Raw genomic sequence first — 15,027 nt, forward strand, 5'->3', positions numbered from 1 at the left:
TTCGTCGCTTTGACGATAAAAATCGGGGCGTACTAGGCTGGTCACGTGGCACAACTCCGCATTGCCCTGGCACAGACGAACCCGACCGTCGGCGACCTGAGCGCCAACGCCGACAAACTGATCGCGTGGACCCGCGACGCGGCGGAGCGCGAGGCCCATCTCGTGGTCTTCACCGAGATGTTCCTCACCGGCTACCCCGTGGAGGACCTCGTGCTGCGCACGTCCTTCGTGGACGCCAGCATCCGCACGCTGGAGGAGGTGGCACGCAGGCTGGAGCGCGAGGGCCTCGGCGACCTGCCCGTCGTCGTCGGCTACGTCGACCGCGCCGGCCTCGCCCCCCGCGTCGGACAGCCGAAGGGCGCCCCGCTCGACGCCGCCGCCCTGCTCCACAAGGGCGCGGTCGTCACCCGCACCGCCAAGCACCACCTGCCGAACTACGGCGTCTTCGACGAGTACCGCTACTTCGTGCGCGGCGACCGGCTGCCCATCTTCCGGCTGCACGGGGTCGACGTGGCCATCGCGGTGTGCGAGGACCTCTGGCAGGAGGGCGGCCCCGTGTCCGTCGTCGGGCAGGCGGGGGCCGGGCTGCTCGTGGTGCCGAACGCCTCGCCGTACGAGAAGGAGAAGGACGACGTACGGCTGGAGCTGTGCGTGCGGCGCGCCCAGGAGGCCGGCTGCGGCCTCGTCTACGTCAACCAGGTCGGCGGGCAGGACGAGCTGGTCTTCGACGGCGACTCCATCGTGGTCGACGGGGCGGGCGAGCTGGTCGCGCGGGCCGGGCAGTTCAAGGAGGAGCTGCTGGTCGTGGACCTCGACGACCTGCCCGTCTCCGACGCCGAGCCCGGCACCTACCCCTACGACGCCGGCGACGGCTCCACCATCACCGTCGAGCGGCTCGTGCTGTCCTCCGAGCCCGTCGCCCCGTACCCGCCCGTGCCCGCCGCCGTCCCCGAGCGGCTCGACCTGCACGCCGAGGTCTACTCGGCGCTCGTCCTCGCGGTCCGCGACTACGTGGCCAAGAACGGCTTCCAGTCCGTCATCCTCGGCCTGTCCGGCGGCATCGACTCCGCGCTGACCGCCACCATCGCCTCCGACGCCATCGGCCCCTCGCGGGTCAACGTGGTGCTCATGCCCTCCCGCTACTCCTCCGACCACTCGCTCGCCGACGCCCAGGAGCTCGTCCGCAGGCAGGGCGTCAACGCGCAGGTCGTGCCGATCGCCGACATCGTCAACGCCTTCGAGAAGGAGATCGACCTGTCGGGCCTGGCCGCCGAGAACCTCCAGGCCAGGGTGCGCGGCATGATCCTCATGGGCCTGTCGAACGAGCACGGCCACCTCGTGCTCACCACCGGCAACAAGAGCGAGCTGGCCACCGGCTACTCCACCCTCTACGGCGACTCCGCCGGCGGCTTCGCGCCCATCAAGGACGTGCCCAAGACGATGGTGTGGGAGCTGTCCAAGTGGCGCAACGCCCACTCCGACCCCGACTTCCTCCTCCAGGCCGAGCGGCCCATCCCGGAGAACTCCATCGAGAAGGAGCCGAGCGCGGAGCTGCGGCCCGACCAGCGCGACACCGACTCGCTGCCGCCGTACGAGGTGCTGGACCGGCTGCTCGACGACTACGTCGAGAAGGACATGGGCTCGCAGGAGCTCATCGCGGCCGGGCACGATCCGGCGCTGGTGACACGGGTGATCCGGCTGGTGGACCTGGCCGAGTACAAGCGGCGGCAGTATCCGCCCGGCCCCAAGATCACGCCCAAGAACTTCGGGCGCGACCGTCGCCTGCCCATCACCAACCGGTGGCGCGAGACCACCGGCTGAGCCGCCCGCACCTTCGGCGCCTTGAGGAAGCGTAACCTGTAGGTTACGCTTCCTTGGCATGGCGGTCGAAGCATGTGGAGACGACACATGCGGGAACGAGACATCTGGAGACAGCGCATCTGGAGACAGCGCATGTGGAGACAGCGCATGTGGAGGCGAGGCGGCCGGGGCGCGCCTTGACGAGGTGGCGGGCGCCGTGGCCGACCCGGTGCGGCGGCAGATCCTCGAGCTGCTGCTGCGAGGCGGGCCGCTGCCGGCCGGCGACGTGGCCGGACGCTTCGCGATCAGCCGGCCCGCCATCAGCCGCCACCTGAGGGTGCTCCGGCGCAGCGGCCTGGTCCGCGACGAGCTGGTCGGCCGGCAACGCCTCTACACGCTCGACCCCGGGCCGTTCGAGGAGCTGGTCGCCTGGCTCGGCCCCTTCATGCGCCCGTCCGGATGGGAGCACCGCCTCGACGCCCTGGAGACCGAGGTGTACCGCACGCGCCGCGAACGCCGTACCACAGGGGACGCCAGGCAGGGCGTCACCGGACAGGAGAGCACCGCATGAGCCTCACCCCCACCGGCCGGCTGTTCGGCACCGAGCACGGGACCGATCTCGTCCTCACCCGCACCTTCCGCGCGCCCGCCGAGGACGTCTGGGCCAGCCTCACCGAGCCCGAGCGCACCGCCCGCTGGTTCGGGCCGTGGGAGGGCGACGCCGAGCCCGGCGGCACGGTCAAGGTGCGGCTCGTCTTCGAGGACCAGCAGCCCTGGTACGAGCTGCGCATCGACGCCTGCGAGCCGCCCCGCCGCCTGGCCGTCTCGTCCCTGGACGAGCACGGGGCCTGGCATCTGGAGCTGATGCTGGAGGAGGCGGGCGGGGTGACGGAGCTGCGGTTCGTCCAGCACCTCGACACGACGGACGGAGTCGGGGAGATCGGGCCCGGCTGGGAGTACTACCTGGACCTGCTGGTCGCCTCCCGTGACGGGTCCCCGGCGCCCGGCTTCGACGCGTACTACCCGTCGATGCGCGCGTACTACACGGAACTCGCCGCCTCCGGCCGCTGACCGACGCCCCACCACCACCGCACCCGTGAATTGTCGGTGGCTCCTGGCACAGTGGCCCGGTGGCTCAACCCCTGAAAGACCTGATCAACGAGCGCTCGGTGACGGTGCTGGCCGATGGGCTGAGCGCGGCCTGGCCGGCGTTCCCGCGGGCCCGCTTCACCGCGCGGGCCCTGACCGGCCTCGACGGCCTGGAGCTCAAGGCCCGCGTCACGCACGTGGCCGCGGCCCTGCACGACGCGCTGCCCCTGCCCTATCCGGAGGCCGCCGCGCTCGTGCGCGAGTGCGCCGCCACGCTCGACATGTGGAGCGGCTGGCCGGCCACCGAGCACACCGCCACCCACGGCCTCGGCCACCTCGACGACGCGATGCGGACGCTGGCCGCGCTCACCCCCTACGCGACGGGCGAGTTCGCCGTCCGCCCCTACCTGGAGCGTTACCGCGACGACGCCATCAAGATCATGCTCGATTGGGCGGAGTCACCCGACGAGCACCTGCGCCGGCTGGCCTCGGAGGGCTCCCGCCCGCGCCTGCCGTGGGCGAGCCGGGTCGGCTGGCTGATGACGCCGGGCCCCACCCTGCCCCTGCTCGACCGGCTGCGCGACGACCCGAGCGAGTACGTCCGCCGCTCGGTCGCCAACCACGTCAACGACCTGGCCAAAGACCACCCGCAGGTGGCCCTGGAGCTGCTGGCGAAGTGGCGCGCCGGCGGCGGCTCCCACGTGGAGCGGGTGCTGCGGCACGCGGTGCGCGGCCTGCTGCGGGCCGGCCACCCTGAAGCGCTCGCCCTGGTGGGCGCCACGCCGGGCAGCGGCGCCGTCGACGCCCTGTCCCTCGACTCCGCCACGGTCGCCGTGGGCGCCAAGCTCGCCTTCACGGTCACCGTCACGGCCGAGACGGCGGGGCCGGTGCTCCTGAAGTACGCGGTGCGGCGGTCCGGCTCGCGGCGCGTGTTCCACCTGGGGCAGCGGGAGGCGAGCGGGCCCGGCCAGACGTTCACGGTCCGCAAGACCCACTCCTTCCGCCCGGTCACCACCCGCGACGAGCCGCCCGGCGCGCGGGAGCTCGACGTGATCGTCAACGGTAGGGTGGCCGCGACCGTCCCGTTCACGCTGACCGAGGCTCCGCTGACCTCGGCCTCGTGACGTACCGGCAGGAAGGGCTTCCATGACGGACGAGGCACGCGACGTGGACCTGCTCCGGATCGAGCTGGGCGTCATCTGGCGCCTGGACGACCGCGGCCGCCTGCCCGGCCCGGAGACCATGGTGATCGGCGCGGCCTCCGACGGCCTGACCGCCGCCGTCGCCGGCCACGTCCCCGACGACCTGGCCACCCGCCTGCTCTCCCTCATCACCGGAGCCGCCCTCCCGCCCCCTGGCGTGCCTCCGGGGGTCCTGGCCGACTGCCGGGAGCTGCTGGGCGGCGAGCGGGTGAAGGTGACCGGCGGCCCGAGCTACCTGGTGGTCCCGCCGCTCCAGGCCGACGTCACGGCCGAGGTGCTGCGATCCGACTCGGCCGAGCACGTCCGGCTCGTCCGCTCCTTACCGCGTCCCGCCTCCTGGGAGGAGGACGAATGGGGCAGGCTCACGAGCCTCAGCGCGGGCACGCCCTGGGCGATGGTCGCGGACGACGGCCAGGTGGTCTCGATCTGCCACAGCGCCCGCCTCACCCCGGCGGGCGCCGAGGCCGGCACGTGGACCTCACCGGCCTACCGCGGCCGGGGCCACGCCGCCGCCACCACCTCCGCCTGGGCCGCCCAGTTCTCGGGGATCCACCTGTTCTCCAGCACGAGCGCGGACAACCACTCCTCACAACGAGTGGCCCGCCGCCTGGGCCTGCGCCCACTCGGCTGGATCTGGCACCTCACCACCTGACCCCGCACCCCACCGCCTGGCCCTCGTCCGCCGTCACTTCGGCTGCTGTCTGCGTCGGGAACGCCGGGCGAGCGAGCAGGCAGTGCGTCAGCGGACGGATGTCGCTCGCCCGACTCCTGCGGTCGCTGCCGCCAGAGAGCAGGTTGCGACGGGATCGGCTCGTGATGCCGTCGGTCGCCGGCCGGCGGATCAGTGCCCTGCCCGAAGGGGCGGACACCACCACGGTGACCGCACTGCCGGCCTCCTGTGAGGTGGCCACCGGGCGCGGCCGCCGTGACTTCGCGGTGCTGATGCTGATGGCACGGCTCGGCCCGCCTGCCGTCGAAGTGGCCGCACCGGGCCTGGAGGACGTGGCACACCGGCTCCGGCACCGCGCGGCCTCGCAGGTGCCGGCCCGGGGGCGGGAACCGGTCGCCTCGAGCGGGGCGAAAAAAGATCGCAAGGCTGCGAACCTTCCTCCCCCGGGCGCTGTCCAACCCCCATGTACGGCAACCTGGAGATAGACAGGAAGACGTTCATTCCATGCATCAAGCCGGCCACCTCGACCCGCAGGATCCACCAGGGGTGCAAGATCCTCCGCAGGCACCCGCATGATCCGATGATCGCGAGGATCGACCACGACCACTACAGGGTCGGCAGCAGGGCCTTCATCGAGGCGCGCCAGGCGGCTTCCTCCAGCCGCGCGTCAACGACGCCGAGGGTTGCCTGCGCGACAACGACGGCGCCGTCCGCGTGAAGATCTCGGTCACCGACTGCTGAGCCGTGCTCCCAGAAGATCGTGACGTGGCCGGCGCCTCTCTCCTTCTTCACCCGCAGCAGCCGGTTCACGTCCCCACCCCCAACGGATGACCCCATATGCGCAAGAGAGATGTCCGTTCAACCACAGCCGCCACCGGCCCGGGCTCCCGGGCAGGGGCCGCGCCGCCGCCGGCGGCCTCCGGGCGTCCGAGCCCTTGGCCGCATGGACGCGTCCCAGCGACGTCGAGAGCGTTGCTGGCAGAGGACCCGCACACGGTCGGCGGCTACTGGCTGGCCGGCCGCCTGGGGCAGGGAGGCCAGGGTGTCGTCTACGAGGCGTACGACGGTGACGGCACCCGGGTGGCGCTCAAGCTCCTGCACGCCGACGGCGGCCGCACGCAACTGGAGCGATTCGCGCGCGAGGTCGAGGCCGCGCGACGGGTGGCCTCCTTCTGCACGGCTCGGGTGTTGGACGCCGATCTGGCGGGCCCGCGGCCGTACATCGTCAGTGAGTACGTCAGCGGGCCCAGCCTGCGCGCAGCCGTACGGGAGGGGCGCTCGTTCGCGGGGGACGACCTGCACCGGTTGGCCACGGCGATCGCCACCGCGCTGGCCGCGGTTCACGAGGCGGGGGTGATCCACCGCGATCTGAAGCCCGACAACGTCCTGCTCGGTCCGGACGGCCCGCGGGTGATCGACTTCGGTATCGCGCGTACCGAGGAGATGTCGGTGACGTCCACCGGACTGGTCGCCGGCACGCCCGCCTACATGCCGCCCGAGTCGTTCAGCGGGCGGCGGGCGGACGCGGCGGGCGACGTGTTCGCCTGGGGCGCCGTGGTGCTCTTCGCCGCGCGGGGAACGGACGCCTTCGCCGGGGACAACGCCGCCGCGGTGATCCACCAGGTCCTGTCGGCCATACCCGACGTGGGCGGGTTGCCGCCGGCGCTGCGCCCGCTGGTGGCGGCGGCGCTGGCCAAGGAGCCGCAGGCGCGGCCGACCGCCCGGGAGTTGCTGCTCGCCCTGGTCAGCGGGAGCGGCGAGGCGACCGGGCTGTTGCGGGCGGGCAGTGAGCGGGCGCGGCAGATCGCCTCGGACGATGGCCTGGACCCGGGGCTGGGGACGATCGCCGAGGACGCCTACACCGCGCTCCCGGAGGAGCAGCGGCGGCTGGTGCCCGGAGTGTTCCTGCGGCTGCTCACCCTGGACGAGTACGACATGGAGACGACCCGCCCGGTGCCCGTGGCCGAGCTGGAGTACGGCGGGCAGGACCTGCGGGCCATCCTCCGGGCGTTCTCCTACGTGCTGTCCGAGCGTGAGGGCCAGATGGTCCTGACCCGTCCCGCCGTCCTGCGCGCGTGGCCTCGCCTGCGCGGCTGGGTGAGCGCGGAGAGACCGGGCCTGGCGGTCGTCGGGCAGCTCAGCCAGGCCGCCCGCCACTGGGACGACAACGGTCGCGGCGACGGCGACCTGCTGCGCGGCAGCCGGTTGCAGGCGGTCGAGAGCTGGGCCGCCTCCGAGCGCCGCCACATGACGCTCACCAGGCTGGAGCGGGACTTCCTCGACTCCAGCCGCCGGGCGCTGGCCCGATCCAGGAAGCTGCGGCGCGGCGCGCTGGTCACGCTGGTCACGTTGCTCGTCGTCGCTCTCGCCGGCGCGGTCGCGGCCGTGTCCGCCGCGGGCGAGGCCAACAGGGAGCGGGAACGGGCGGAGGCGCAGAAGCGGCAGGCGTTGTCCCGGCAGCTGGCGACGCAGAGCGTCCGGCTCGTCGGCACCGAGCCGACGGTCGGACACCTGCTCGCGGTCACCGCCTGGCGGCTCGCGCCGACCAAGGAGGCCCGCCACAGCCTCCGTAACGCGCTCGCCGGGCCAGCCGTCTTCACCAGGCCGGGCCCGGCGCTCGCGCTGGCCTTCAGCCCCGACGGCGAGGTCCTCGCGACCAACGGGAACGAGGGCGTCGTGACACTCTGGAATGCTGCCACCCACCGTCCGGCCGGCACCCTGACCGGTCAGAAGGAGACGGCCACCGAGGTGGCGTTCAGCGGCGACGGCCGGCTCGTCGCGGCGGCGGCCGAGGACGTGCGGATCTGGGACGCCGCCACGCACGAGCAGGTCGGCGAGCCGCTCCAGGGCGGCGGCACCGTGGCGTTCAGCCCGGACGGCAGGCTCCTGGCCACCGGCGGCGACAGGGTGCGGCTGTGGGACGTGGCCACGCGCGCACAGGTCGGTGACGCGCTTCCCGCGGCCGAGGCCGTCGCCTTCAGCCCGGACGGCAGGCTGCTGGCGACCCACTCCTCCCGCGAGGCCGAGGCCCACGTCTGGGACGTGGCCTCGCGCAGGCAGGTCGCCTCGCTCGAAGCGCACCTGTCCCCCTCCGGCATCAGCCACCTCGCCTTCAGCCCCGACGGGAAGCGGCTGGTCACCAGCAGCCACGCGCTGCGCCTGTGGGACGTCGCCACGTGGCGCCCCATCGGCAAGCCGCTCATGAACAGGCAGATCGGCGGCATCCGCGTGGCGTTCAGCCCGGACGGCTCGGTCCTGGCGACCACGAGCGACGGCGGCCGGGCCCGGCTGTGGGACGTGGCCACGCGCGAGGAGCTCAATCCCAAGCTCGCCGGTCACACGATCGGCCTGTACAGCGTGGCCTTCAGCCCCGACGGGAAACTGCTGGCCGCCGGCGGCCTCGACGGGCTGCGGCTGTGGAGCCCGTTCACCCACCGGCAGCTGGGCGCTCCCCTGCCCACGGCGGGCACCACCGCGCGCGCCGCGACGTTCAGCACCGACCGGCGCAGCATCCTGACCTCCGACGCGCGGCAGGTCAGGCTCTGGGACCTCGCCACGCGAACGCCGATCTTCACCATCAGGCCGGGTCAGCCCATCAACACCGCGGTGCGCAGCCCGGACGGTGGCACGCTGGCGATCGGCCTGGAGTCCGAGCTGACCTGGTGGGACGTCGCCGGCCGGCGCCAGGTGAGCTCGGTGCGAACCCCCCAGCACGTCATCGGGCCGGCGGCCTACAGCCCGGACGGCCGAACCCTGGCCATCGCGCTCACCCCGGACCCGGAGACCGGCGCGAAGCCCGAAATATGGCTCTTCGACACGAGCACCCATCGCCGGACCAGCCGCATCGTCCGCCCCGAGAACATCTCGCAGCTCGTCATCAGCCCCGACGGCAGATACCTGACCGCGGTGGACATCGCGGAGAACGCCCAGCTGTGGGAGCTGGCCACCCGCGCCGAGGCCGGCCCGCCCATCAGCAGGGCGAAGAGCGTCGCCTTCTCCCCCGACGTCAGGACCCTGGCCGTGGCCGGGAACGCGGGAACGCGGCTCATCGACCTGGCCTCCCGCAAGCAGCTCGGCCGCGACCTGGGCGGGCACTCCGGCGTGATCACCGCCGTGGCCTTCAGCGCCGACGGCGCCACCCTCGCCACCGCCAGCGACGACAAGAGCGTCCGGCTGTGGGACGTGGCCACGCACGAGCAGGTCGGTGCCGCTCTGCCTGGCCGTAGCAGGGTCTCGCAGGTGGAGTTCGGCGACGGCGTGCTGGCCACGGTGAACGATGACGACACCTTCCGAATATGGGGCGTGGCCGAACCCGCGGACCTGGTGGCCGCCGCCTGCGCCCGCGCCGGCCGTACGCTCAGCGCCGAGGAGTGGGAGCAGTACCTGCCGGGCGAGCCCTTCCGGACGGTGTGCGCACCGTCCTGAGCCACCGGGCCGCGCCGGCCGCTGGAGGGGCGCAGACGTGCGTGCCGCTCAGGTGCCTGCGTGCAGGACCTCCCGTTCCCAGGCGTCGCGGGGCTGGGTGTGCAGGCGCCAGTAGTGCTGGGCGATGTCGTCGGGGTCGAAGGGCGTGCCGGGGGCGACGGCGCCGGCGACGGTGACGCTGGCGGCGTGGACCCCCGACGGCCCGTACTCCTCGTCCAGCATCGCCACCAGCGTCCGCACGCCGGCCTTGCCCAGCGAGAGGCTGACGTAGGCGGGCTTGGGCTCGGGCATGCCGCCGGTGACGATGAACGTGCCGCTGCCGCGCCGCGCCATCGCGGGCACCACGTGCGCGGCCGTGACGAGGGCGCCCACCACGTTCACCGCCCACGCGTCGAGCTGCGCCCGCGCGTCGGCCTCGCCGATCGAGTCCGGGCGGATGATGGCGGCGTTGTAGACGACGACGTCCGGTGTGCCGAGCGCGCCCGTCGCCGCGTCGAGCGCCGCGCGCAGCTCGCCCTCGTCGCCGCAGTCGGCCCGGTACGTGCGCACCCCGTCCAGCCCGAGCCCGCTACCGGTGCGTGAGATCAGCCCCACGTCCAGCCCCTCCTCCAGGAACCGCCGGGCCACCGACCGCCCGATCCCCGGCCCCGACCCGACGATCATCGCTGCGGGCATGGATCCGCTCCTTCGCGTTGTTCTCGCTTGCATGACGCCCACGACGGTAAGGCGTCACATGGATGTGAAGGTCAAGGAGCTCATGAGGATCGGTGACCTGGCCCGCGAGACCGGGGTCAGCAGGCGGCTGCTGCGTTACTACGAGGAGCAGGGCCTGCTGCGGCCCCGGCGGCTGGCGAACGGCTACCGCGAGTACGACGACACGGACGTGGCCGCCGTCCGCCACATCCGTACGATGCTCGCCGCCGGCCTGCCCACGGCGGTGATCGCGCGGCTGCTGGCCTGCGTCCACGACGACGGCGACCGGATGGTGCCGTCCGCGTGCCCCGGCATGCTGGCCAGCCTCCGACGCGAGCGCCGCCGCCTCGCCGAGACGATCGACCGGCTCCAGACCTCCCAGCAGGCCCTGGACACCATGCTCGCGACCGTCCTGGAGCAGCGCTCCTGATCCTCCCGGTCACCGCCGGTCGCACGCCGGCCCGGGATCAGGGGCGCAGGTCGGTTCGTGCCTTTCCCGTCGCCGGGTCGTAGGGGACGGAGAGGTGCTGGTGCACCATCACCCACGTGCCGTCGCGCCGCTCGAACACCCGCGTCCCCCGCGACCAGCTCTCCCCCGACTCCCCCACCCGTACCAGGTCGAGCCCCCACGAAACCGCCAGATCCTCCCGGACCAGCACCTTGAGGTCAGGGTTGGACAGGGTGATGGGAGCGTCGCCGGCCGCCGCCAGGCCGCGCTCGCACACCTGGCGCACCGCGTCCACGCCGACGTGCTGGAGTGGCGCGTCCTGCTCGTACGACACCACGTCCTCGGCGATGGCGGCCATCATGCCGTCGAGGTCCTTGGCGGCGGTGCCGGCGTACCAGCGCTCGTGCACCTGCCGCACCTCCGCCTCCGCGGCCCCTTGGTCGCCGATCGGGAACGAGTGGTGCTCGTGGGCGACGACCCACCGCCCGCTCTCCTTCCTGAGCCCGAACGTGATCCGCAGCCGGGCGCCGAGATCGTCCGTGACGGGGCCGCAGCGGAGCAGCGCGTGGGCGAAGGCGACGTCGGCCCCGGCCGTCACGTCGAGCGATGCGATGTCGAACGCGACGCCCCGCGCGAGCCATGCGAAGAACGGCGGCCACGCCTTGCGGTACGCGTCGATGCCGTGCAGGTTCTCCGGCACGTCGTGCATCACGATGTCATCGGCGTGGCCGGCGACGACCCCGTCGAGGTCGCCGGCGCGCACGGCCGCGGCCCAGCGCTCGATCAGGGTGCGGATGTGCTGCTCATCGGTGGTCATGGATCTTGCCTCCGGATGGATGGGATGGCCGGTCGGACGCTTCCGGGGTTACAACCCGCGCCATCCGCCGAACTCATCGCCCGCCACCGCCTCGAAGCAAGCTGGCCGGCAGGCCGAAGGTGGTGAGGTCGGCGTCCAGGAACGACACCACCTCGGCGATCCGGGTGCCGCGCAGCACGAGCAGGTCCAGCCCGCCCGGCACGTACCGGCCGGCCTTCTCGTCCCACATGTACGTCCCGAACGCGACCTGCCCGTTGGCCTCCGCCGCCAGGAACCGCCACCGCCGCCGCAGCGCCCCCTCCTCCAGGAACGCCCGGATGCCCGCGTGCCCCTGGTACCAGGCGGTCAGCGGCGGCATCGAATACTTGGCGTCCTCGGTCAGCATGGCCACGATGGTGTCGACGTCCCCGGCCTCCCAGGCGTCCGCGTACCGGCGGGCCAGCTCCCGCCGCTTCTCGTCGCCCAGCTCGCGCAGGGCCCGCTGCTGGGTGGCGGCGGGGAGCAGGCCGCGCAGGGTGGTGCGGGCGCGTTGCAGGGCGCTGTTGGCGGCGGCGACCGTGGTGCCGAGGAGGGCGGCGCTCTCGCGGGCGCTGTATCCGAGCACGTCGCGCAGCAGCAGGACGGCGCGCTGGAGCGCCGGCAGGTGCTGCAGCGCCGCCACGAACGCCAGCTCGACACTCTCGCGGGCGAGCAGCCGCGCTTCGGGGCCCAGCTCGTCCGTCCAGCCCATGAGCCGGTCGGGGTACGGCTCCAGCCACGCCACCTCGGTCGCCGGCGCGGCGCCGGGGCTGAGGTCGGCGGGCAGCTCGCGGCGGCCCCGGCGGTCGATGAGGGTCAGGGCACGGTTCGTGGCGATCTTGTAGAGCCACGGCCTGATCGGCCCCCGGTCCTCGAACCGGTCGAGGCCCCGCCACGCCCGGTCGAGGGTCTCCTGCACGGCGTCCTCGGCGTCGTGCGCTGAGCCGAGCATGCGGTAGCAGTGGGCGCGCAGCTCGTCCCGGAGCGGGCCGACCAGCCGCCCGAACGCCTCCTCGTCCCCGCCCCTGGCCGCCGCCAGCAGCTCACCCTGCGCGCCGCCGGGCTCCTCGGCCCAGGTCCGCGTCATCGGACACCTGCCTCGTATCGCGTGCCAAGATTCACGAGGTCACCGTCGCAGCCGTCCCTCGATCCCGTCGAGGATGAGCCCGAGCCCGAGGAGGAACTGGGCGTCGAAGTCGGCGTCCTGCACCCGGCTGAGCCGGGCGAGCTCGCCGGCGTGCTCGTCCAGGTGCCCGGCCACCCGGGCGCGGATCTCGGCGTCCGCGGCGGGCGTGCGTACCTTCTGCCACCAGGTGTTCTCCGCCGCGACGAACCCGTTGACGTACGACGACAGCGTCCCCACGGCGGCGGTCAGCACCGGACCGTCCAGCCCGGCCTCGGCCAGGGCGGCGTAGAACAGCCGGGAGCGGGCCAGCGCGTTGGGCCCGAGCAGCGGGCGGGTGGCGGTGAGAGCGGGCATCCAGGGGTGGCGGCGCATGACGGCGCGGCTCTGGCCGAGCTGGGCGGTCAGGAGGTCGCGCCACGGCAACGGCCGCGCGGGTGTCCCGATCTCGCCGATGACCTCGTCCAGCGCCAGATCCAGGACGTCTTCCTTGCTCCGGACGTACTCGTACAGGGACATCGTCCCGGCGCGCAGCCGCGCGGCGAGGGCGCGCATGGAGAACCCGGTCACGCCCTCGGCGTCGAGGAGCGCGACGGCGGCCTCGACGATGCGCTCGCGCGACAGCCTGGGCCGGCGCGGGCGGGCGTCCTCACGGAACCAGATCGTCTCCGGCATCCTCCCCAGCCTTTCCGTGCAGACTTTCCGTGCACTGTACGGAAAACCGTACGGCTAGCTTAGGCCACCCCGACGAACCCCGACGGAGGAGAGGCGACGTGATCGAGGAGCAGTGGCGGCGGGACTACGCGATGCTGGCGTTGCGGATCGACCGGCTGGCGACGGGCGGCGCGAGCGGCACCGCGCTGATCTACCGGGGCCCGGCCGAGTGGCGGGCGGCGGTGGCGGCGGAGCCGCCGGCCGTCGCGGGGGCGCTGGCGGAGGAGGCGGAGCGGCTGATGGAGTGCGCGCCGTCCGCCTACCTCCGGGCGCATGTACGCGCCGTCCGCGCCATGGCCCGCCACCTGGGCGGCGAGCGGCTGCCACTGGCCGAGTACGGGCGGGAGTGCCTGGGGCTGGAGCCGCGGTGGGTGCCGGAGGAGGTGTTCGAGCAGGCGCACGCCGACCTGGACCGGGCCTTGCCGAGGTCCTGTGCCGGCACCCTGGCCGAGCGGCTGAGGGCGTGGCAGGAGGCGCACACGCTGCGCGCCGTCGAGCGGCTGCCGGAGCTGGTGGACCGGGCGGTGGCGGAGACGCGGGCCCGGACGCACGAGATGATCATCCCGCTTCCGGCGGACGAGGTGGTGGAGTGCCGGCTCGTGGAGGGGGTGGGCTTTCACGGGGCGGGCGAGTACGAGGGCGGCCTGAAGTCCACGATCCACATCAACCGGGCGATCCCCTTCAACGTGGCCGACCTGCTGGATCTGGTGGCGCACGAGGGACATCCCGGGCACATCGCCGAGTCGATGCTGAAGGAGCTCCGCCTGGGGGCGGGGCAGTGGGTGCGGTTCATGCTCTCGCCGTCGTTCGTGCTCAGCGAGGGACTGGGACTGCTGGCGGAGGAGCTGATCTTCCCCGGCGACGAGGCGCAGGCGTGGCTGAGCGCGAACGTCCTGCCCGAGCTGGGCATCCGTCCGGACGCCAGCGATTTCGCGGCGGTGCACCGGGCCAGGAACGTGTTGTGGGGCGTCTGGGGGAACACGGCGTTCCTGGCGGCCGAGGGGCGGGACGAGGCGGAGCTGGCCGCGTACCTGGGAAGGTGGTCACTTTATGGCGACGGCGAGGTGGCGGCGGCGCTCGGGCTGCTCAAGCCGTCGCCGATGAGCCCGTACCTCTTGGGATATTTCCATGGATGGAACCTGCTGCGGCGGTGGGTGACCGGCCCCGAGCGGGCGCGGCGGCTGCTCACCGAGCAGCTACTCCCCAGCGACGTGACCGCCTGAGGTGCGTTCATCCGCAGCACGCCCGTCCGAGGCGCGCCCATCGGCAGCACGCCCGTCCGAGGCGCGCCGGGCGATGAGCTGCTCCACGCCGTCGAGCAGCAGGTCGAGGCCGAAGCGGAAGTCGGCGTCGTCGGCCCAGCTCTCGGCCCCGCGGAAGACGCCGGCGCGCACGGCGGCCGACAGCGCGGGGTAGGTGCCGGGGTCGAGCACTTCGGCCAGCAGCTCGCCGTAGTCGGCGGCGCTGCCGATGCCGCTGTCCGCGTACTCCTGGAGGCCGGTGCCGGCCGTGTGCACGATCGCCGCGTCGGTCAGCGCGTAGCCCGCCAGGGTACTGGCGACGTTGATCTTCTCGCCGTCGTCGAGGCCGGTGCCGTCGAGGGCGGCGAAGGCCCGGTCGAGCCAGAGGAGCCGCCGGGGGCCGAGGGGCGGGGCGAAGTTCGCGATCGGGAGCACCCAGGTGTGCCGCAGCACGATGTCGCGCTGGATGCGGGTCCACAGGGCGAGGTAGTCGCGCCAGGGCCGGCCGGACGGGTCGGGAGGGTCGGGGGCGACGGCGTCGGCCATCAGCACGAGCAGGTCGTCCTTGCTGCCGATGTAGCGGTAGAGGGCGGTCGCGGCGACGCCGACCCGGGTGGCCACGCTGTTCATGGAGACGCCGGCGAGCCCTTCGGCGTCGGCGAGCTCGATGGCGGCGGCGGTGATCGTGGCCAGGTCGAGCCGGGGCCGCGGCCCCCTGCGCGGCACCGGCTCGTGCCCCCACAACCGCCGTAGCACGGGGGGCAGCCGGTCTTCGGCCATCGAATCT

General features: G+C 73.3%; 14 protein-coding genes. 8 read left to right on the forward strand and 6 right to left on the reverse strand.

Going from position 1 to position 15,027, the window contains the following annotated elements; genetic code table 11:
* Positions 1-45: 45 nt before the first annotated feature.
* The 5 genes from HCN51_RS15215 (at position 46) to HCN51_RS15235 (ending at position 4,743) form a co-directional block, all read left to right on the forward strand.
* Positions 46-1,821 (forward strand): NAD+ synthase, encoded by a 1,776-nt coding sequence (locus HCN51_RS15215; protein WP_168010268.1) that lies wholly within the window; start codon positions 46-48, stop codon positions 1,819-1,821.
* A 184-nt stretch (positions 1,822-2,005) separates the two neighbouring features.
* Positions 2,006-2,371: a metalloregulator ArsR/SmtB family transcription factor gene (locus HCN51_RS15220; protein WP_346433654.1), complete on the forward strand. Its 366-nt coding sequence runs from the start codon at positions 2,006-2,008 to the stop codon at positions 2,369-2,371.
* Entirely contained in the window at positions 2,368-2,871 is a 504-nt protein-coding gene (locus HCN51_RS15225) for an SRPBCC family protein (RefSeq protein ID WP_168010270.1), read from the forward strand. The genes HCN51_RS15220 and HCN51_RS15225 overlap by 4 nt, the downstream gene beginning before the upstream one ends.
* Before the next feature lie 59 nt (positions 2,872-2,930).
* Positions 2,931-4,013, forward strand: a complete 1,083-nt coding sequence (locus HCN51_RS15230) for a DNA alkylation repair protein (protein ID WP_168010271.1) — start codon at positions 2,931-2,933, stop codon at positions 4,011-4,013.
* Positions 4,014-4,035: 22 nt separating this feature from the next.
* Positions 4,036-4,743, forward strand: a complete 708-nt coding sequence (locus HCN51_RS15235; RefSeq protein WP_168010272.1) for a GNAT family N-acetyltransferase — start codon at positions 4,036-4,038, stop codon at positions 4,741-4,743.
* Between the two features lie 624 nt (positions 4,744-5,367).
* Here the strand turns inward: HCN51_RS15235 and HCN51_RS15240 are convergent.
* A complete protein-coding gene (locus HCN51_RS15240; RefSeq protein WP_168010273.1) occupies positions 5,368-5,571 on the reverse strand; it encodes a hypothetical protein in 204 nt (67 codons plus the stop codon).
* 162 nt (positions 5,572-5,733) lie between these two features.
* Between HCN51_RS15240 and HCN51_RS15245 the strand changes: the two genes are divergently transcribed.
* Positions 5,734-9,186 (forward strand): WD40 repeat domain-containing serine/threonine protein kinase, encoded by a 3,453-nt coding sequence (locus HCN51_RS15245; protein ID WP_168010274.1) that lies wholly within the window; start codon positions 5,734-5,736, stop codon positions 9,184-9,186.
* Positions 9,187-9,234: 48 nt separating this feature from the next.
* Here the strand turns inward: HCN51_RS15245 and HCN51_RS15250 are convergent, their stop codons facing one another.
* Positions 9,235-9,861, reverse strand: coding sequence for an SDR family NAD(P)-dependent oxidoreductase (locus tag HCN51_RS15250; protein ID WP_240972848.1), 627 nt, complete (start codon positions 9,859-9,861; stop codon positions 9,235-9,237).
* Positions 9,862-9,943: 82 nt separating this feature from the next.
* On the opposite strand from HCN51_RS15250, the gene HCN51_RS15255 reads away from it, so the two are divergent.
* Positions 9,944-10,309, forward strand: coding sequence for a MerR family transcriptional regulator (locus HCN51_RS15255; RefSeq protein WP_168010275.1), 366 nt, complete (start codon positions 9,944-9,946; stop codon positions 10,307-10,309).
* Between the two features lie 37 nt (positions 10,310-10,346).
* Here the strand turns inward: HCN51_RS15255 and HCN51_RS15260 are convergent, their stop codons facing one another.
* From HCN51_RS15260 to HCN51_RS15270, 3 genes are all read right to left on the reverse strand, one after another.
* Positions 10,347-11,144 carry a nuclear transport factor 2 family protein gene (locus HCN51_RS15260; protein WP_168010276.1) on the reverse strand — a complete coding sequence of 266 codons (798 nt, stop codon included), beginning with the start codon at positions 11,142-11,144 and terminating at the stop codon, positions 10,347-10,349.
* 73 nt (positions 11,145-11,217) lie between these two features.
* Positions 11,218-12,249, reverse strand: coding sequence for a sigma-70 family RNA polymerase sigma factor (locus HCN51_RS15265; protein WP_168010277.1), 1,032 nt, complete (start codon positions 12,247-12,249; stop codon positions 11,218-11,220).
* Positions 12,250-12,288: 39 nt separating this feature from the next.
* Positions 12,289-12,960 carry a TetR/AcrR family transcriptional regulator gene (locus HCN51_RS15270; RefSeq protein WP_168010278.1) on the reverse strand — a complete coding sequence of 224 codons (672 nt, stop codon included), beginning with the start codon at positions 12,958-12,960 and terminating at the stop codon, positions 12,289-12,291.
* 98 nt (positions 12,961-13,058) lie between these two features.
* Here HCN51_RS15270 and HCN51_RS15275 point away from each other — a divergent pair, with 98 nt between their 5' ends.
* Positions 13,059-14,222: a hypothetical protein gene (locus HCN51_RS15275; RefSeq protein WP_346433655.1), complete on the forward strand. Its 1,164-nt coding sequence runs from the start codon at positions 13,059-13,061 to the stop codon at positions 14,220-14,222.
* Here HCN51_RS15275 and HCN51_RS15280 read toward each other — a convergent pair.
* Positions 14,196-15,020 carry a TetR/AcrR family transcriptional regulator gene (locus tag HCN51_RS15280; RefSeq protein WP_168010279.1) on the reverse strand — a complete coding sequence of 275 codons (825 nt, stop codon included), beginning with the start codon at positions 15,018-15,020 and terminating at the stop codon, positions 14,196-14,198. The two genes, HCN51_RS15275 and HCN51_RS15280, sit on opposite strands and share 27 nt — an antisense overlap.
* Positions 15,021-15,027 lie beyond the last annotated feature (7 nt).

It is taken from the genome of Nonomuraea composti (genome assembly GCF_012034275.1).
Lineage (GTDB): Bacteria > Actinomycetota > Actinomycetes > Streptosporangiales > Streptosporangiaceae > Nonomuraea > Nonomuraea composti.